This is a genomic window from Blastococcus sp. MG754426, assembly GCF_021699055.1.
Classification (GTDB): Bacteria; Actinomycetota; Actinomycetes; order Mycobacteriales; family Geodermatophilaceae; genus Blastococcus.
In genome coordinates, this window is record NZ_SSXC01000034.1 from 1 (window position 1) to 17939 (window position 17939).

The 17939-nt window shown below is 76.3% G+C and carries 15 protein-coding genes; 4 read left to right on the forward strand and 11 right to left on the reverse strand.

The annotated features are described in order from the left end of the window. Both E9549_RS12670 and E9549_RS12675 read right to left on the reverse strand, forming a co-directional pair. A partial coding sequence (locus E9549_RS12670; protein ID WP_236826899.1) for a copper resistance CopC family protein occupies positions 1–1485 on the reverse strand: 1485 nt, incomplete at its 3' end. Continuing rightward, positions 1482–2123: a zf-HC2 domain-containing protein gene (locus tag E9549_RS12675; RefSeq protein ID WP_236826900.1), complete on the reverse strand. Its 642-nt coding sequence runs from the start codon at positions 2121–2123 to the stop codon at positions 1482–1484. The genes E9549_RS12670 and E9549_RS12675, both read right to left, overlap by 4 nt. Before the next feature lie 68 nt (positions 2124–2191). On the opposite strand from E9549_RS12675, the gene E9549_RS12680 reads away from it, so the two are divergent. Both E9549_RS12680 and E9549_RS12685 read left to right on the forward strand, forming a co-directional pair. Then, entirely contained in the window at positions 2192–2755 is a 564-nt protein-coding gene (locus tag E9549_RS12680; protein ID WP_236826901.1) for a sigma-70 family RNA polymerase sigma factor, read from the forward strand. Between the two features lie 284 nt (positions 2756–3039). Further along, positions 3040–4032 (forward strand): sulfite exporter TauE/SafE family protein, encoded by a 993-nt coding sequence (locus E9549_RS12685; RefSeq protein WP_236826902.1) that lies wholly within the window; start codon positions 3040–3042, stop codon positions 4030–4032. Positions 4033–4168: 136 nt separating this feature from the next. Here E9549_RS12685 and E9549_RS12690 read toward each other — a convergent pair whose 3' ends face one another. The 6 genes from E9549_RS12690 to E9549_RS12715 all read right to left on the reverse strand — a co-directional run bounded on the left by E9549_RS12690 (position 4169) and on the right by E9549_RS12715 (position 9947). After that, positions 4169–5152, reverse strand: a complete 984-nt coding sequence (locus E9549_RS12690) for an NAD-dependent epimerase/dehydratase family protein (protein WP_236826903.1) — start codon at positions 5150–5152, stop codon at positions 4169–4171. A 76-nt stretch (positions 5153–5228) separates the two neighbouring features. Further along, a complete protein-coding gene (locus E9549_RS12695) occupies positions 5229–5729 on the reverse strand; it encodes a DUF5994 family protein (RefSeq protein ID WP_236826904.1) in 501 nt (166 codons plus the stop codon). Between the two features lie 345 nt (positions 5730–6074). After that, positions 6075–7967, reverse strand: a complete 1893-nt coding sequence (gene typA, locus E9549_RS12700; protein ID WP_236826905.1) for a translational GTPase TypA — start codon at positions 7965–7967, stop codon at positions 6075–6077. Between the two features lie 102 nt (positions 7968–8069). Continuing rightward, positions 8070–8411: a hypothetical protein gene (locus E9549_RS12705; RefSeq protein WP_236826906.1), complete on the reverse strand. Its 342-nt coding sequence runs from the start codon at positions 8409–8411 to the stop codon at positions 8070–8072. A gap of 29 nt (positions 8412–8440) precedes the next feature. Beyond that, a complete protein-coding gene (locus E9549_RS12710) occupies positions 8441–9268 on the reverse strand; it encodes an alpha/beta fold hydrolase (RefSeq protein ID WP_255715144.1) in 828 nt (275 codons plus the stop codon). A 112-nt stretch (positions 9269–9380) separates the two neighbouring features. Then, positions 9381–9947 carry a YceI family protein gene (locus tag E9549_RS12715; protein ID WP_236826908.1) on the reverse strand — a complete coding sequence of 189 codons (567 nt, stop codon included), beginning with the start codon at positions 9945–9947 and terminating at the stop codon, positions 9381–9383. Positions 9948–10033: 86 nt separating this feature from the next. Between E9549_RS12715 and E9549_RS12720 the strand changes: the two genes are divergently transcribed. Beyond that, a complete protein-coding gene (locus tag E9549_RS12720) occupies positions 10034–10534 on the forward strand; it encodes a MarR family winged helix-turn-helix transcriptional regulator (RefSeq protein WP_236826909.1) in 501 nt (166 codons plus the stop codon). A gap of 115 nt (positions 10535–10649) precedes the next feature. Here the strand turns inward: E9549_RS12720 and E9549_RS12725 are convergent, their stop codons facing one another. Beyond that, positions 10650–14246 carry an AAA family ATPase gene (locus E9549_RS12725; protein WP_236826910.1) on the reverse strand — a complete coding sequence of 1199 codons (3597 nt, stop codon included), beginning with the start codon at positions 14244–14246 and terminating at the stop codon, positions 10650–10652. A 160-nt stretch (positions 14247–14406) separates the two neighbouring features. Between E9549_RS12725 and E9549_RS12730 the strand changes: the two genes are divergently transcribed. Continuing rightward, positions 14407–14895, forward strand: a complete 489-nt coding sequence (locus E9549_RS12730; protein ID WP_236826911.1) for a cyclic nucleotide-binding/CBS domain-containing protein — start codon at positions 14407–14409, stop codon at positions 14893–14895. A 10-nt stretch (positions 14896–14905) separates the two neighbouring features. Here the strand turns inward: E9549_RS12730 and E9549_RS12735 are convergent, their stop codons facing one another. Together E9549_RS12735 and E9549_RS12740 are read right to left on the reverse strand one after the other, a co-directional pair. Then, positions 14906–16264, reverse strand: a complete 1359-nt coding sequence (locus E9549_RS12735) for an ATP-binding protein (RefSeq protein ID WP_236826912.1) — start codon at positions 16262–16264, stop codon at positions 14906–14908. Beyond that, on the reverse strand, positions 16261–17901 hold the full coding sequence (locus E9549_RS12740) for an FAD-dependent oxidoreductase (RefSeq protein ID WP_236826913.1): 1641 nt from the start codon (positions 17899–17901) through the stop codon (positions 16261–16263). Before E9549_RS12740 ends, E9549_RS12735 begins: the two co-directional genes overlap by 4 nt. Between the last annotated feature and the right edge of the window lie 38 nt (positions 17902–17939).

Sequence of the window (17939 nt, forward strand, 5' to 3'; positions counted from 1 at the left end):
GGACGCGCCGGAGCTGCCCTGCAGCGGCAGCACGACCTCCACCGGCTGGGCCAGCGCCGTGCGGGCCGGCGGGGTGGCGACCAGCACCGCCGAGAGCGCCAGGACGACGGCGGCCAGCACCGCCTCCACCAGCAGCGACCGGCGCAGCGCGGGCAGGTCCTCGGCGGCGGCCTCCGCCTGCACCCGGTCCCGCTCGGCGGCCGCCGCCACCTCCTCCGGGGCGGGTTCGGCCCGCTCGGCCGCCACGCCCGCCGCGAACGCGTGCACGGTCGTCGTGCGGCTGCGCGGACGGCGGACACCCAGCCGCTGCTGCACCCAGACGCGGGAGATCCCGGCCGCGGCCAGGACGACCACCACCAGCACGAGCTTGACCGCGAGCAGCCGGCCGTACGTCGTCTCCACCAGGGCGGTCGGCGACGCGACCTCGCGCACCGACTGCACCACCCCGGAGACCACGAGCGCGACGACGGCGCCGAACGCCAGCCGGGAGAACGCCGGGAGGGCGGTGGCCACCGCACCGGGCTCGGCGCCGGGCCGCACCGCGACGGCGAGCAGGCCGGCGAGCCCGCCCAGCCAGACCGCCATCGCCCCCGCGTGCACCGCGGCGACCAGCACGGCCAGGACCGGCCACGGCCCGGCGACGGGGTGCCCGACCGCCGCGGTGGCCACGACCAGCCCGACGCCGAGCACCGCGACCGCGGCCGCCGTACCGCGCCCGGGGTCCGCGGCCTGCCACGACCGGCGCAGCACCAGCAGCAGGGCGATCGCGAGGGCCGCGCGCGCCAGCGCACCCCAGCCCGCCCCCGTGCCCGCCGTCGCGGCCAGCAGCGCCGGGTCGGCGACCGCCGTCAGCCCGGTGCCCGCGGCGTAGGGGCCCTGCAGGAGGAAGCCCACGACGGCGGAGACGGCGACGGCGGCGGCGCCGGCGAGCGCCATCGCGCGCAGCCGCGCGGACGCCCGCCCCGCGGGCCAGCAGACCGCCACCAGCACCGGCACGCCGAGGGCCAGCGCGAGCCCGGCGTACCCGGCCCAGCGGGTGACGGGCAGCAGCGCCCCGACGACCGGGTCGGTGGCGGCCCCGTCGTCCGCGGTGCCGGCGGCGAGGAGCTCCCCGTCGCCGACGGCGAAGGAGAAGGCGCCCGAGACCGGGTGCGAGTCGGCGGAGATGACGCGGTAGGTGACGAGGTAGCCGCCGTCGGGCAGATCGCCGCGCAGCGGGATGGTGACGACGTCGCCGTCCACGGTCGCGCTGCCGGCGTCGACCCGCTGCTGGTCGGCACCCAGGACGCGGGCGTACCCGGCGCCCAGCGACACGCCCTCGGTGAACTCCAGCGTCACCTCGTCGGGGGCGGTCTCGACGCGCGCCCCCTCCCCCGGCGTCGTGGCGACCAGGGTGGCGTGCGCGGCCGCCGGGCCCGCGGTTCCGATGCCCGCGCCGAACCAGCCGGCGACCAGCAGGAGCAGCAGGAGGGCGGTGCGCCTCACGCGGTCACCGGCCGGCCGGCGACCGCGAGGGCTGCGCGGCGGCGGCCCCGCCAGGCGACGGCGGCGACCAGGACGGTGCCGGCCAGCAGCAGCAGGTGGGTCAGCGCCCGGTCGGCGTGCACGTGCCCGGCCTGCAGATCGGCCAGGGTGACCGGCAGCAGGAAGGCGACGAAGGACCCGAGGAAGGGCAGCGCGCCGGCGGCCAGCCGCGGGCCGGCGGCGACGGCGAGGAAGGCCGCGGCCAGCGCGAGGTTCCAGGCGCCGCTCTCGCGCGCCATGTGCACCGGCGCGCTCATCGCGCCGGCGCCCGTGGCGAGCAGCGGCCAGGCCAGCGTCGCCTGGGCCGCGCCCACGACGAGCAGCGCCACGCGCAGCGCGGAGTCCGCCAGCCGGGCGCGTGCGGCCGCGCCCGCCCCGGGCAGTTCCCGGGGCAGCGCGCCGAGGACGGCCGCCGTGAGATCGGGCACGGCCGGGGCCGGTGCCAGCCGCGCCCGGCGGGTCACGCGCTCCGCGGCGGCGGCCCAGGCGGCACACCCGGCGCAGCCGGCGAGGTGGGCGTCGAGCTCCTCGGCGGGCATCCCGAGCGGCTCGCCGTCGAGACGCGAGGAGAGCGCCTCTCGGCACAGGTGGCAGGACATGGTTCATTAGTCTCCGCCGGGCGCCGTCCGGTTCCCACACCCCCGGACTTCCGCCACCTGACGAGGACATGGACGACCTGGCACGCACGGCCGCGGAGGCTGCCGCCGGCGATCCGCTGGCCGCGGCGACCCTGGTGCGGCAGACGCAGACCGACGTCTGGCGGCTCTGCGCGGCGCTGGGTGACCCCGGCTCGGCCGACGACCTCACCCAGGAGACCTACCTGCGGGCGTTCGGGTCGCTGCACCGCTTCGAGGGCCGCTCCTCGGTGCGCACCTGGCTGCTCGCCATCGCCCGCCGGGTCTGCGCGGACGCCGTCCGTTCGCGGCGCCGGCGGCGGCTGACCCTGGTCCGGGAGCCCGCCGACCTCGAGGTGCTGGCCCCGCCGGGCGCCGGTGACGCGGTCGGCGAGAGCGCGGCGGTCGCCGACCTGCTGGCCCGGCTGGACCCCGACCGGCGCGAGGCGTTCGTGCTCACCCAGCTGCTGGGGCTGCCCTACGCCGAGGCCGCGGAGGTCGCGGGGTGCCCCGTCGGCACCATCCGGTCCCGCGTCGCCCGGGCGCGCGCCGACCTCGTCGAGTCCCTGGCCCGGGTGGGCGAGGACACCGGCCGCAGCGGCACCGCGCACAGCTGACCGCCGGGCGGGTGCGCCGCCCCCCTCGCCCCCTCCGTCACCGGCGTCCCACGCTCCGGGACGGGGCGCGCGCATAAGTGCATCGATCTGGTAGACATTCCGCCGTGACGCGGACGACGATGCTGCTCCTGGTGAGCCGCCGGCACGTCGACCTGCTGCGCGTCTGCACCGCTGCCTGTCCGGGCTGCTGATTCCGCCCCGCCGAGCCGGCGGGACCCGTATCGTCCCCCTCCACGCGGCCGCCCCTGCGCGTCCGCGCCCGTGAGACCCGGAGTCAGAGCCCCGTGAAGACCCTGATCCTGCTCGCCCTCGCCGGCCTCGGCGCCCAGCTCGTCGACGGCAGCCTGGGCATGGCCTACGGCGTCACCTCGACGACGCTGCTGCTGGCCATCGGCACCAACCCCGCGGCGGCGTCGGCGACGATCCACCTCGCCGAGATCGGCACCACGCTCGCCTCCGGGCTCTCGCACTGGAAGTTCGGCAACGTCGACTGGAAGGTCGTCGCGCGGGTGGGCCTGCCCGGCGCGGTCGGCGCCTTCGCCGGTGCCCACTTCCTGGCCGGGCTCTCGACCGAGATCGCCGCCCCGGTCATGTCGCTGATCCTGGTCTCGCTGGGCGCCTACATCCTGGTGCGCTTCACCCTGCGCGGCATCGACCGGCGCAACGTCGGCAAGCCGATCCGCAAGCGCTTCCTGGGCCCGCTGGGCCTGGTGGCCGGCTTCGTGGACGCCACCGGTGGCGGCGGCTGGGGTCCGGTCGGCACCCCCGCGCTGCTGGCCAGCGGCCGGATGGAGCCGCGCAAGGTCATCGGCTCGATCGACACCTCGGAGTTCCTCGTCGCGCTGGCGGCCAGCGCGGGCTTCCTGCTGGCGCTGGGCTCGCAGGGGATCGACCTGCTGTGGGTCGCCGGCCTGCTGGCCGGTGGCCTGGTCGCCGCCCCGATCGCCGCGTGGCTGGTGCGGCACATCCCGCCGCGGCTGCTGGGGTCCCTGGTCGGCGGGATGATCGTGCTCACCAACGCCAGCACGCTCCTGCGCAGCGAGTGGGTCGGCGCCGGCGCCACCGTCAGCGCGGTCGTCTACGTCGTCCTCGGGGTCGTCTGGGTGCTCGCCGTCGTCCACTCCTACCGACGCTACCGGCAGGACGCCGCGCTGGAGTCGGCCGACGCCGTCGCGGAGGTCGCCGAGCGCAACGTCGTCGCCGCGGTGCCCGCCGAGGAGCCCGTGGGCGCCGAGGAGCCCGTGGGCGCCGGCCGCCCGAGCGCCCCGCGCGACTGAGCGCACCCACCCTCCTCAGCCTTCGCCGGCTCGGGTCGAGCCCCTGGGCGGGGCCGCGGTGACAAGGGGACCTGATGGGGGCGCATCCACCCCTCATCGAGGCGGTGCGACCACCACCTGACTCCGGGCCCGTTGATCATCGCGACGAGAGCAGGGCGGCCTCCAGATCGGGCGGGAGGCCCGGCCGGGGCAGGCCGTTCGGCGAGTAGCGCGGCCGGTGGTCCTCCTGCTGCCAGGCCCAGGTGTCGGCAACGGTCGCGGCCAGCGGGCGGCTGGGCAGCCCGAGGGCGCGGGCACGTGCCGTGTCGACGTCCCACGCGGTGCGGGCGACCCCCTGCCGCAGCCACAGCGGCAGGTGCACCCACTCCTCGACGCCGGCGGCGAGCAGGTCGACCTCGGGCACCGGCACCCACTCCGCATCGCTCCCCGTGATCTCGCGGCAGAGGTCGAGCAGCCCGCCGAGCGTGGTCATCCCGGCCGGGCCCGTGGCGTTCACGGCACCGCCCGCACCGGCCTCGGCCATCCCGACCAGCCAACCCGCGAGGTCGCGGGCGTCGACCAGCGCGATCGGCTGCGCCAGCCCCTCGGCGGGGACGACGACCCGGCCCCCGCGGTGGATGCGCTCCAGCCACCAGCCCAGCCGGTGGACGTAGTCGTACGGGCCCACGACCAGCCCGGCCCGCGCGGCGAGGAAGGCCCGGCCGACGCTGGCGCCGATCACCCGCTCGGCGTAGGCCTTGTCCGGTCCGTAGCCGTCGTCCGCAGTGCCCCAGGTGGGCTCCCCGTCCTCGGGCCCCACCGGGCCGGGTGGCCAGCCGCGGTAGGCGTTGAGGCTGCTGACGAAGGCGTAGCCGCGCACCCCGCCCAGGACTGCGGCGGCGTGCCGGGCGGCGGCGCGGCTCTGCGCGGAGGTGTCGACGACGAGCTCGGGCACCCACTCCCCCAGCGCCCGGGGCAGCGCACCGGGGTCGTCGCGATCCCCGTGCAGCGCCCGGGCGCCCTCCGGCGACGGTCCGGACACCCCGCGGGTGAAGGTGGCGACGTCGTGGCCGCGCGCGAGGGCCGCGGACACGACGTGCCGGCCGAGGAACTGGGTGCCGCCGAGGACGAGGAGTCTCATGCGGGCCACTCCAGCCCGGCCGCTCCTCCGGCGTCCAGCGGATCCGCCCAGGGCTGATCCGCTGCTGGCCGAACCGCTAGACCGCGCGCGACGCCGGCAGGGTGGGCACCTGCGGCAGCGGGGTCGAGCGAGCCGCGGCGAGCACCATCTGCGGCGAGGAGGGCAGGCCCCGGCGGGTGCACAGCCGCAGCGCCCGGGCGCCGGTGAGCACGTCGGTCTCCGGCGGGACGACCAGCAGGTCGGCGCGGCGGTTGCCCCCGGCCCAGGTCAGGCAGACGACCTGCGGGTCCATGCTCCGGAAGCCACCGGCCCGCACCGTCCGGCCGAGCACCTCGATCTTCCGGGGGGCGGGCTGCCACGCGTCCAGGGCGTAGGTGAAGCGCTCGACCCGCACGCCGTGCCGCTCCAGGGCGGCGATGAGCTCGGGGAGCTCGACGGCGAGGTCGCGGCTGCGCGGGAACCAGGCGCCGTCGAAGGCCGACCCGCCCGACCCGGCGTCGGCGCGCAGGCTCACCCGGACGTCGATCCCACCCCGGAAACCCTCGGTCGCCGGCACCGTACGGGTGATCGTCGCCATGAGCGTCGGCCGCCTCTCGTCCACTCGTCCCCGGGCCACGGCAGATGGCCCCGAGGAGAACGTAGGTGCGGCGACACACCACTCCTGGGGAGCGTGGGACGGGCGTGCCGCGCCGCCTCGGCCGGTCATCACGATTCGTGACCTCGCGACCACGCCGCCGTCGCCGCGACCCCCGTCGACGTTGCCGCGACCCCCGTCGAAATGTGCACAAAAGGCCCGGGCGGCGGAGTGAGACGGGGGCCGGACAGCGCTCTGCCTCTGAGTGCAGGTGCACTCAGAGGCAGAGCGTGCGCGAGGGGTGGCGCCCTCCCCGGCGGAATGTGCACAAAACGCCGGGGACGGCGATCAGCTCGGCTTGGGCTTCTTGTTCTTGGCCTTGCCGCGCTCGCTCTGGTCGAGGATCACCTTGCGCACGCGGACGGCGGCCGGGGTCACCTCGACGCACTCGTCCTCGGCGCAGAACTCCAGCGCCTGCTCCAGGTTCAGGATGCGCGGGGGGATCAGCCGCTCGAGCTCCTCAGCGGTCGAGGACCGCATGTTCGTGAGCTTCTTCTCCTTGGTGATGTTGACGTCCATGTCGTCGGGGCGGGAGTTCTCGCCGACGATCATGCCCTCGTAGACCTCGGTGCCCGGGGCGACCATCATCGAGCCGCGCTCCTGCAGCGAGAACATCGCGTACGAGGTGGCCACGCCCTGCCGGTCGGCCACGAGCGAGCCGGTGGGCCGGGCGCGCATGTCGCCCATCCACGGCTCGTAGCCCTCGAGGTTGTGGTTGAGCACGCCGGTGCCGCGGGTCTCGGTGAGGAACTCGGTGCGGAACCCGATGAGACCGCGGGACGGCACGACGTACTCCATCCGCGCCCAGCCGGTGTCGTGGTGCACCAGGTTCTCCATGCGGCCGCGGCGGGTGGCCAGCGCCTGGGTCAGGGTGCCCACGTACTCACCGGGGGTGTCGATGGTGACGCGCTCGACCGGCTCGTGCAGCTTCCCGTCGATCTCCTTGGTGACGACGGTCGGCCGGCCGACGGTGAGCTCGAACTCCTCGCGCCGCAGCTGCTCGACGAGGATGGCCAGCGCCAGTTCGCCGCGGCCCTGCATCTCCCAGGTGTCGGGGCGCTCGGTGGGCAGCATGCGCACCGACACGTTGCCGACCAGCTCCTGGTCGAGCCGGTTCTTGATCAGCCGGGCGGTCAGCTTCTTGCCCGACTTGCCCGAGATCGGCGAGGTGTTGATGCCGATGGTGATCGAGATGGAGGGCTCGTCCACCGTCAGCGGCGGCAGCGGCCGCGGGTCGGCCGGGTCGGCGAGGGTGTCGCCGATCATGATGTCCTCGATGCCGGCGATGGCGACCAGGTCGCCGGGGCCGGCGCTGTCGGCCGGGGTGCGCGTGAGCCCCTCGGTCATGAGCAGCTCGGTGATCTTGACGTTCTTGATGGTGCCGTCGACCTTGCACCACGCCACCTGCTGGCCGCGCTTCATCTCACCGGAGTGGATGCGCAGCAGCGCCAGCCGGCCCAGGAACGGGGAGGCGTCGAGGTTGGTGACCTGCGCACGCAGCGGCTCCTCGGCGTCGTAGCTCGGCGCCGGGATGGTCTCCAGCAGCGTCTTCACCAGCGGGGCGAGGTCGGGGCTGTCGGGGACGGTGCCGTTCTCCGGCCGGTTGAGCGAGGCCTGGCCGGTGCGGCCGTTGCAGTAGACGATCGGGAACTCCAGGGCGTCGGCGTCCAGGCCGGCGTCCTCCATGAGCTCCATGAACAGCTCGTAGCACTCGTCGACGACCTCGGCGATGCGCGCGTCGGAGCGGTCGGTCTTGTTCACCGCGAGGATGACCGGCATCCCCTTGCCCAGCGCCTTGCGCAGCACGAAGCGGGTCTGCGGCAATGGGCCCTCGGACGCGTCCACGAGCAGGACGACGCCGTCGACCATCGACAGGCCGCGCTCGACCTCACCGCCGAAGTCGGCGTGGCCGGGGGTGTCGACGATGTTGACGACGACGGGGTTGCCGTCCTCGTCGGCCAGCCGGATGGCGGTGTTCTTGGCGAGGATGGTGATGCCGCGCTCGCGCTCGAGGTCCATCGAGTCCATGACGCGGTCCTGCGTGGTGTCGGCGTCGGTGCCCTCACCCTTGGCGCGGCCGAGCGCGCCGGCCTGGCGGAGGAGGGCGTCGACCAGGGTCGTCTTGCCGTGGTCGACGTGAGCGATGATCGCCACGTTGCGCAGGTCGTTGCGGGTGGGCATGCGGAAGGGCACCTCGGGAGGCTCGGGGGCGCGCCGCGCGGACGCGCGCGGGCATCAGGTCAACAGCGACCAGAGCCGCGACCTTCCCCCCACTCTAGGTGCTCAGCGCGTGGCGACGGCCTCCCGCGACCGGTCGACCACCCCGAAGGTGACCCCTGCGGCGGCAACAGTGACCAGACTCACGGCGAACCACGCCGGGAGACCGGCCCCCAGGGCGAGCACGTGGGCCAGCACGAACGCGCCGACGTAGAGGGCGGCCAGGCCCGCGGTGACGACGGGACCGCGGCGGCGGGCGGCGATCCAGGCGGCCCCGACCCCGCAGACGGCGAACACCGCGCCGCCGAGCGCCCGGACGCCGGTGCCCTGCGCGATGCCGAAGCCGGCGGCGAGACCGACGGCGACCAGGAGCGAGGCGGGCACGCGGGAGAGGGCGGAGGTCGACATGTCCCCCAGTGTCCCTGGCGCGCGGGACCTCAGGCGAGGCCGGCCGAGAACTCCCGCACCCGTGCCATGAACCGCTCCGGCGCCATGAGGTGGGGGTGGTGCCCGAGCGGCCGGCCGGCGTCGTCGGTCCAGACCTCCACGGTGGCCGTCGGGATCCGCTGCGCCAGCCAGGCCGCGAAGTCCGGGCCCGGGTCCAGGCCGTGCAACGACAGGAACGGGCACTGCACGCCGGCGGCGATCTCGTCGACGAGGGCGCCGAGCTCCTCCCCGGTCAGGTCCAGCAGCGGCGACCAGATGCCGGTGACGACCTCTTGGCGGGGGCGGCGACGGGCGGCCAGGGCCGCGTGGGCGTCGTCGTCCATGGCCCCGCGCATGGCGTCGAACATCCCGGCCATGAACGGCTCGAAGCCCTCGCCGCGCAGCATCGGCGCCGCCTGCTGCACCTGCGCCTGCATCGCGGTGAGGGCCAGGGGCTGGTCGACGTCGACCACGCCGCGGACCGGGTGCCGCCCCGCGTAGACCGCGGCGAGCAGGCCGCCCAGGCTGTGCCCGACGACCAGCGGGGGCTCGGTGACGCCGGCGGCGTCGAGGGCCGCCCGGACGTCGTCGGCCATGTCGGCGAGCTCGTAGCCGGGCCCGAGCGGGGACTCGCCGTGCCCGCGCAGGTCCACCCGGACCACGGTGGCGGACGTCGGAGCGGGGCGACGAGGGGCGCCCAGAACGTGCGGTCCTCGGCGATGCCGTGCAGGAGGACGACGGGCGGGCCGTCGCCATCGACGTCGGTGGCGAGCGCGAGGGGGGCGGGGCTGGTCACCCGGCGGATCCTGGCAGGTCAGCGGTGCGCGAGGAACCCACATCGCCGCGCGCCGCCCAGCGGTGGTTCGGCACAGCGGGCCCCGGGCGGAGAACCGCCCGGGGCCCGGTTGACGTGCTGGAACGGCCCCTCTTCGGGAGCCGAGCGGCGCTTCCTCAGGCAGCGCGGAGGACGGCCTCGATCTCCAGCTCGACGTTGATCTTGTCGCCGACGACGACGCCGCCGCCGTCCATCGGCATGTCGATGTCCACGCCGTACTCCTTGCGGGAGATCTCGGTCTTGGCGCTGAAGCCGGCGCGGGTGCCGCCGTAGGCGTCGGGGCCGAAGCCGTTGAGCTCGAGCTCCAGGACGACGGGCTTGGTGATGCCCTTGATCGTCAGGTCGCCCTCGACGGTCCAGTCGGCGCCGTCGGTCTTCACCGCGGTGGAGCGGAAGGTCATCTCGGTGTGGTTGCCCACGTCGAAGAAGTCCGCGGAGCGGATGTGTGCGTCGCGCTGCTCCTGCCGGGTGTCGATCGAGTCCATGTTGATGCGCGCCTCGACCGACGAGGCGGTCTGCTCCGCGGCGGTGACGATGACGCCCTCGAAGTCGCGGAAGTAGCCGCGCACCTTGCTGACCATCATGTGGCGGACGGAGAAGCCGACGGTGGAGTGGCTGGCGTCGATGTCCCAGGTGCCGGCGATGTAGCCGGGGATCTGGACGCTGGTGCTGCTGCTGGTCATGGTGTCTCCCAGGTGGTTGAGCGTTGGACCTTCGCTGCCCTGAAGCGTAGTTGAGCGCTTGACTATTCCGCCAGTATTCTGGGGGCATGACCACGTCGGTGTCGCCGGAGTCCCTCCCCACGGGTGAGCCGCGCTGGCTCGACCCGGAGGAGCAGCGGGCCTGGCGCGCCTGGCTCTACAGCGCCCAGCTGCTGCTCGACCGGCTCGACCGCGACCTCAGCCACCGCACCGGCATCTCGCACGCCTACTACGAGATCCTCGTCGCCCTCTCCGAGACACCGGAGCGGATGATGCGCATGAGCGAGCTCGCCGACCGGTGCCTCTCCTCCCGCAGCCGGCTCTCGCACGCGGTCTCCCGGCTGGAGGAGCGCGGCTGGGTGCGCCGCCAGGTGTGCGCCGAGGACGGCCGCGGCCAGCTCGCCGTCCTCACCGACGAGGGCTTCGCCGCGCTGGAGGGCGCCGCACCCGTGCACGTCGAGGGGGTGCGCCGGGAGCTGTTCGACCAGCTCTCCCCCGCGCAGGTGGACGCCATGCGCGACCTCGGCGAGACCCTGCTGCGCCACCTGGACCCCGTCCGCATCCCCTGACCCGGGGCGCGCCGGCGGGCCGCGCCCGCCAGCGAGATCGGCGATGTCGGGCCGCAGCGTGCCCGGTGGGCCCGACATCGCCGATGTCGCGGTGGGGTGGGCGGGGTGGAGCGGATCAGCCGCCGCCGATCCGGCACAGCTCCCGGGCGACCGGGGTGGCGAGGAACCCGGCGCGCAGGCGCTCGTCCCCGATGCGCGCCGCCCACCCGGCGAGGTGGTCGGCCGCCCACCGGGCCACCACCCCCGCCCGGGGGTCCCCCGCGGCCACCAGCACGCGGTGGGCGTCCACGAAGGCCCGGCCGTGCTCGACGCCGCCGGGCGGGTACGCGCCCTCGAGGGCCGGCAGCAGCTCGTCGACCAGCGCGAGCGCCGCAGGCAGGTCGCCGGCCTCCAGGAGCGCGCCGGCCAGGAGCCCGAGGGCCTCCACCCGGTCGGCCTGCACGTCGAGCTCGGCGGCACGCCGCGCGGCTGCACGCAGCGGCTCGACCGCCATGCGGTCCCCGGCGGCGTGGCGGACCATCCCGGCGACCAGGTCGGCGCGGACGCCGGCGTGCGGGACGTCGGAGCCCGCGGCCTCCTCCTGCGCCTCGGCGGCACGGGCCCGGGCCGCGGTGAGGTCGCCCTCGCGCAGGTCCACCACCGCCAGCGAGGCGAGCAGGTGCACCCGGAAGTACGCCAGCTCGTGCCGGTCGCTCTCGGCCAGCCCGCGCTCGAGGTACCGGCGGGCGGCGGGCAGGTCACCGGCCAGCCGGTGGCTGTCGCCGAGGCTCTGCAGCGAGGCCACCACGCCCTCGGCGTCGTCGATCTCCTCGGTGAGGGCCAGGGCCCGCCGGCCGTCCTCCAGCGCGTCGTCCAGCCGCCCCTCGTCCATGGCGATCCGGGCCAGGTTGGTCAGCATGACCCCTTCGCGGTAGCGGTGGCCGCTGGCCCGGAAGACCGCCAGCGCCTGCTCCGAGGCCACCCGCGCCTCGTCCAGCCGGCCGCAGTTGACCAGCAGCGCGCCGAGCTGCCCGCTCACCATCGCCTCCCCCTGCTCGTCGTGGATCGCGCGGTGCTCCTCGCGGGCCTGCTGCAGCACCTGGAGCGCCTCCTCGTTGCGCCCCTGGTTGGTGGCGACCACCCCCAGCAGGCGGAGCGTCTCGCCGGCGCGCCGGTGGTCGCCGACGGCCCGGGCCAGCTCCAGCGCGCGGGTGAGCAGCTCGCGCGCCCGGTCGTGCTCGTTGAGGTAGGCCAGGCTGCGGCCGCCCTGCATCAGCGCGTCGGACTCCAGGTCGCGCCGGCCGGCCTGCCGGGCGAGCTCCGCCGCCGCGTCGGCGACCGGGGGGATCGCGGGGTACTCACCGCGGAAGAAGAGCCAGCCGCCCTCGGCCAGCCGCACCTCCGCCCGCCGCGCCGGGTCCGGCCCCGGCGCCGCGGCGAGCCGGTCGAGGGTGCTGCGCTGCTCCTCCCGGCGGCCGAGCCGGTCCAGCACGGTCTGCCGGGCGAGCAGGACGTCGGACCACAGCGCCCCCTCCTCGGGGGGCACCAGGGCCTCGGCGCGGGCCAGCAGCCGCAGCGCGTCCTCGTTGGCGTAGCCGGCGGCCGCGTACCGCCCGGCACGGAGGAACCAGCGGGCCGCGGCCGCACGCTCGCCGGCCTCCTCGTGGTGCCGCGCGACCTCGGCGGCGTGCTCGTCGGGGCGGCCGCTCTCCTCGACGACCTCCTCCAGCCACTGGGCGGCCTGGCCGTGCAGCCGGCGGCGCACCGACCGGAGCACCCCCTCGTAGGCGACGTCGCGGACGAGGGCGTGGCGGAAGGAGTACTCGTGGCTGCCCGAGAAGGTCGACCGGGGCCGCGGCAGGACGACCTCCCGCCGGGTGAGCCGGTCCAGCGAGCCCTCCCCCGCGGCACCGGGGACCGACCGGGACAGCCGCTCGACGGCGGCGTCCCAGAACACCCGCCCCACGACGGCGGCGCACCCGACGACCGCGCGGTCGGCGCCGTCGAGGGCGTCGAGCCGGGCCTGCAGCAGGCCGCGCAGGGTGCTGGGCACCCGCAGCGAGCCCACCGCCTCGTCCCGCACCCGCCACGGGTCGGTCCGCGTGTCGACGACCCCGGCCTGCACCAGCCAGGTGACCAGCTCCTCGACGTAGAACGGGTTGCCGTCGGAGGTGTCGACGACCATGCGGACCAGCCGGTCGGGCACCCGCTCGGCGCGTTGCAGGAGCTCGCCGACCAGGGCTGCCGCGTCGTCCTCGCCGAGCGGGGCGAGCTGCAGCACCGCGTGCGACGACCCGGGGCGGCCCCAGTCCGGATGCCGGTCGAACAGCGTCGGGCGCGCCGTGCAGACCACCAGCAGCGGCCCCTCCCCCGGGGCGTCCGCCAGCGCCTGCAGCGACGCCAGGCTCGCGGCGTCGGCCCAGTGCAGGTCCTCGAGCAGCACGACGACCGGCGCGCGCAGGGCGAGGTCCTCGAGCATCCGGAGCACCAGGACGCTCCCCCGCCGCCGCAGCACCTCGGGGTCGGTCGTCCCCACCGCCGCGCGGCCCGGCTCGTCGAGCCCGAACCCGAGCCAGGCCGCGACCGTCCACGCCGCCCGCTCGTCGGACTCCGGGTCGCCCCCGCCGCCGACCGCCGGGACGTCGCCGAGCAGCCGGGACCAGCCCTCGGCCCACCGGCGCCGGACCGTCCCCGGGTCGTCGGTGCCCCGGATGCCGAACCGCTCGGCGAAGACGCTGCGCAGCAGGGCGTTCGCGACGCCCTGGGTGGCCGGCGCGGCCCGCCCGCGCAGCACCCACACCTCCGAGGGCAGGCGGGCCAGCCAGCCCTCGACCTCGCGGACCAGGCGGGACTTGCCGACGCCGGCCTCGCCGAGGACCGTGACGATCCGCCGCCCGCGCCCGGTGACGACCTCGCCGAACGCATCCTGCAGGTGCGCCAGCTCCTCCTCCCGCCCGACGGTGCGCGTGCGGACCCCTTCGACCCCGCGCGCCTCCGGCCAGAACTCCTCCCGGTCGGCGCCCGCGACGACGTAGGCGTCCACCGGCGAGTCGATGCCCTTGAGCCGGAGCCCGGTCAGCCGGCGCAGCCCGAACGCCCCGCGGACCTGGTCGGCGGTGTCGCGGGAGACCAGCACGGTCCCGGGGGCGGCGGCGGCCTGCAGCCGGGCGGCCCGGCTGGTCGTGTCCCCGACCGCCAGGAACTCCCCCGCCGCCCGGTCCCCCATGCCGGTGACGACGACCTCGCCGGTGTCCACGCCCACCCGTACCCGCAGCCGCAGCCCGTGCGAGGCGCCGATCTCGGCGTCGAGCCGCTGCACCGCCGCCTGCACGGCCAGGGCGGCCCGCACCGCGCGCACGGCGTCGTCCTCGCGGGAGCGGTACAGCCCGAACACGGCCATGACGGCGTCGCCGATGAACTTCTCGACCACGCCGCCCTCGTCCTCGACCGCGGCCCGCGCCGCGGTGAACCAGCGGCTCATGACCTGCTGCAGGTCCTCCGGGTCCAGACGCGTCGCCACCGGGGTGCTGTCGACGAGGTCGGCGAACAGGACGACGACCTGCCTGCGCTGCTGGCCGACGGCCGCCGCGACCAGCCGGTCGCGCTTGTCGACCAGCGGCGCCAGGGCGGTGTCCACGACCACGTCCCCGAGCACCGCGCGCTGACCCTCGAGGGCGCTGATCGCGTCCTCCAGGGAGCGGAGCTCGCGCGACTCGTCGGGCAGCTGCCTCACCCCCCGGGGCGTCCGGACGCCGGAACGCTACCCCCGCCGGCCGCCGTCCGGGACCGCCCCGCGCACGCCCGGGCGGAGGCCGCGCGGGCGAGCACCCCACGCCGCGCCGGCACGGCCCACAATGGACGCCCCTGCGTCCGGCTCGCCGAGGAGGACCAGCATGCCCACCAGCACGTCGTCGCCCCGGGCCACGACCCCGGGCACCCCCGGGCGGCCCACCGTGGGCCGCCTGGTGCGGTCGGTTCCCGGAACCGTGGAACCCGGCGCGGTGCTCACCGCCGCCGCTTCCCGGATGGCACGTGCGGGTGCGGGCGCGCTCGTGGTGGACGACGGGGCGGCGGGGCGGGGACCGGTCGCGGTCGTCACCGACGCGGACGTGACCCGCGCCGTCGCGGACGGGCTGGACCCCGCCGGCACCCGCATCGACCAGCTGGGCCTGGCGCGGGTGGAGCCGCTGACCGCCGGCACTCCCGTCGAGGAGGCCGCCCGCCGGATGGTCGCCGAGCAGCGGCAGGAGCTGCCGGTCCGCGACGGCGAGCAGGTGGTCGGCGTCGTCGAGCTCCTGGCGGTGTGCGACGCGCTCCTGGGTGCGGGCCCCGCCGCGGACGAGCCCGACCCCGGCCAGGGGATCCGGAACATGGGCGGCTGAGCGCCGGTCGCTAGCGCCGGCGCGGCAGGACCACGCGCGCCCGGGTGATCCCGCCCTCCGAGGTGAGGCCGAGCTCGCCGCCGTGCCGCTGCTGCACCACGGCCAGCGAGGTCGCCAGGCCCAGCCCGGTCCCCTGGCCGATCGGCTTGGTCGTGTAGAAGGCGTCGAACGCCCGCGCGAGCACCTCCGGCGGCACCGGCCCGCCGGTGTCCTCGATGTCGACCACGACGCGGTCGGGCTCCCCCCGGGTGCGGACGGTGACCTCTCCCCGGTCCCCCACGGCGGCCAGGGCGTTGTCCAGCAGGTTGGTCCACACCATGGCCAGGTCGGCCGGCCACCCCAGGACGTGCTGGGGGGCCGGGTCCAGGTCGCGGACGACGCGCACGCCGGGCGGGACCTTGTGCCGGAGCAGCACCAGGGCCTGGTCCAGGCCGGCGTGCACGTCGACGTCGGTGAGCGACTGGTCGGCGGCGTAGGCCAGCGGGCGCACCCCCGACACGATCCGGGACAGGTACTCGGCGCCGGTGGAGATCTCGTCGAGCAGCGCGGCGACCTGCCCCGAGCGGGCCAGGTCGTGCACGGCGGGTCCGCGCTGCTCGGGGGGCAGCCCGGCGAGCGCTGCCCCCAGGGCCCCGGGGTCGACGCCCAGCCGCACCAGGTCGGCGGCATCGGCCCAGCCGTCGGCCAGCCCGGCCCCGGCGAGCCGGGCGGAGACCTCCTGCTCGGCGTCCGCGCGGTCCAGCGGGTCCTCCGGGACGGCGACCGCACCGGCCAGGGGGGCCAGCGGGTTGCCGGCACCGGCGTCGGCGAGCAGCGCGCGCAGCCGCGCGGCCCCCCGCTGCACCGCGGCGGCGGGGTTGTTCAGCTCGTGCAGCAGACCCGCGGCCAGGGCCCCCAGGGCGGCCATGCGTTCGTGGTGGCGCAGCAGCCCGTGCTCGTGGTCCAGCCGCCGGGAGGTCGCCGTCAGCAGCGCCCGCGCGGACCCGGGGTGGGCCAGCAGCCGGTCGAGCGCCTCGGCGCCGAGGCGCTCCACCACGACCGGCGTGCGGGCGCGGACGGTCGCCGACCGGGGCCGGCCGTGCGCGATGCCGAGCTCGCCGATCACCTCACCGGGCCCGCACAGGTTGAGCAGCACCGGGCCCCCGCCGGTCTCCCGGGTGACCTCGAGCTCCCCTTCCAGGACGACGAACAGGGCGTCGGGCGGGGACCCCTCCTCCACCAGCACGCCGCCGGGCGGGAGCTCCCACCGCTCCGTCGTCGCCGCGAGCTCGGTGACCTCCCGCTCGGGCAGCAGGCCGAACAGGGCCGACCGGCGCAGCGCGGCGACGACGTCGGCGGCCGGGGCGGAGCTCCCCACCGGGGCCGTCACGCCCGTGCCAGGTGCTCGTGCGCGAACCGCACGGACATCGCCCCCTCGCCCACGGCGGACGCGATCCGCTTCATGGAGCCGTGCCGGACGTCCCCGGCGGCGAACACCCCGGGCACGGCGGTCTCCAGCGGGAGCGGGGGGACGGCCAGCGGCCAGTCCGGCGGAGGGGTCCCGAGGTCGGTGCCGGTGAGCACGAAGCCGCGCTCGTCGCGGCGGACGACGCCGTCGAGCCAGGCGGTGCGGGGCGCCTGGCCGATGAACACGAACAGGGCGTCGGCCGCCACCTCGCGCTCCTCGCTGCCGGTGCGCAGCCGCAGGCCCTCGACCCGGCGCCCGCCGAGCACGCCGGCGACCTCGGTGCCGTGCTCGACCGTCACGCGGTCCAGCGCCGCGATCTGGTCCACGAGGTAGGCCGACATCGTGGCGCCGAGGCTGCTCCCCCGCACCAGCAGCGTCACCGACGCGGCGAACTGGGACAGGAACACCGCCGCCTGCCCCGCCGAGTTGCCCGCGCCCACGACGAACACCCGGCCGCCCGCGTGGTCGAGCGCCTCCGGCCGCCCCGCCCCGTAGTACAGGCCGGCGCCCGCCAGGCCGGCCGCCCCCGGCACGTCCAGGGTCCGGTACTCCACGCCGGTGGCCACCACGAGCGCGGAGGCGCTGATCTCCGTGCCGTCGGCCAGCCGCACGACGGTGTAGGGGTCGGCCCGCCGCAGGCCCGTGACCTCGGCGGGTACGAGGAGCTCCGCCCCGAGCCGGACGGCCTGCTCCCGTGCACGCAGCGTCAGGTCCGCCCCCGAGAGGCCGACCGGGAAGCCGAGGTAGTTCTCGATCCGGCTGGTCGTGCCGGCCTGGCCACCGGGGGCGTTGCACTCGGTGACCAGCGTCGACATGCCCTCCGAGGCGCCGTACACGCCGGCCGCGAGCCCGGCGGGGCCGGCGCCCACGACCACGAGGTCGTAGGCGGCGCGCTCGGCCCTCGACCGCAGGCCGATCCGCGAGGCGAGCTGCGGCAGCTCCGGCTGGACCAGCACCTCGCCGTCGTCCAGCACCACGGCGGGCAGCGCACCCCCGTCCAGCCCGGCGAGCTCCAGGAGCTCCCGCGCCTGGGGGTCGCCCTGCACGTCCAGCCAGCGGTACGGCACCAGGTTGCGGGTCAGGAACGCCCGCAGCGCATGGCTGGCCGGTGACCAGCGGTCGCCGAGGAGCCGGAGGTTCGCCACCGGCGGCGGCCGGCGCCAGGTCTGCAGCAGGTCGTCGAGGAAGGGGTAGAGCCGTTCCTCGGGCGGGTCCCAGGGCTTGAGCAGGTAGTGGTGGACGTCGGCGTCGTTGATGGCGCGGATCGCCGCGTCGGTGTCGGCGTAGGCGGTGAGCAGGACCCGGCGCGCGTCCGGGTAGAGCCGGCGGCTCGCGGCGAGCAGCTCGGTCCCGGCCATCTCGGGCATCCGCTGGTCCACCAGCAGCAGCGCCACGGCGTCGTCCCGCAACCTCAGCCGGCGCAGCAGGTCCAGCGCCTGCGGTCCGGACGACGCCGTCATCACCGCGTAGTGCGGCTGGTAGCGGCTGCGCAGGTCGCGCTCGACCGCGGCGAGCACCGGCACGTCGTCGTCCACGGCCAGGAGGATCGGTGTGCCCATCGGCGTCCCCTCGTCGGCGACGGGGCCAGCCTGCCCCG

Coding starts and splice junctions, on each gene's coding strand:
- E9549_RS12675 (WP_236826900.1), bottom strand. CDS start 2,123: ATGTCCTGCCACCTGTGCCGAGAGGCGCTCTCCTCGCGTCTCGACGGC.
- E9549_RS12690 (WP_236826903.1), bottom strand. CDS start 5,152: ATGAGACTCCTCGTCCTCGGCGGCACCCAGTTCCTCGGCCGGCACGTC.
- E9549_RS12720 (WP_236826909.1), top strand. CDS start 10,034: ATGACCACGTCGGTGTCGCCGGAGTCCCTCCCCACGGGTGAGCCGCGC.
- typA (WP_236826905.1), bottom strand. CDS start 7,967: ATGCCCACCCGCAACGACCTGCGCAACGTGGCGATCATCGCTCACGTC.
- E9549_RS12710 (WP_255715144.1), bottom strand. CDS start 9,268: ATGTGGGTTCCTCGCGCACCGCTGACCTGCCAGGATCCGCCGGGTGAC.
- E9549_RS12740 (WP_236826913.1), bottom strand. CDS start 17,901: ATGGGCACACCGATCCTCCTGGCCGTGGACGACGACGTGCCGGTGCTC.
- E9549_RS12715 (WP_236826908.1), bottom strand. CDS start 9,947: ATGACCAGCAGCAGCACCAGCGTCCAGATCCCCGGCTACATCGCCGGC.
- E9549_RS12730 (WP_236826911.1), top strand. CDS start 14,407: ATGCCCACCAGCACGTCGTCGCCCCGGGCCACGACCCCGGGCACCCCC.
- E9549_RS12695 (WP_236826904.1), bottom strand. CDS start 5,729: ATGGCGACGATCACCCGTACGGTGCCGGCGACCGAGGGTTTCCGGGGT.
- E9549_RS12705 (WP_236826906.1), bottom strand. CDS start 8,411: ATGTCGACCTCCGCCCTCTCCCGCGTGCCCGCCTCGCTCCTGGTCGCC.
- E9549_RS12680 (WP_236826901.1), top strand. CDS start 2,192: ATGGACGACCTGGCACGCACGGCCGCGGAGGCTGCCGCCGGCGATCCG.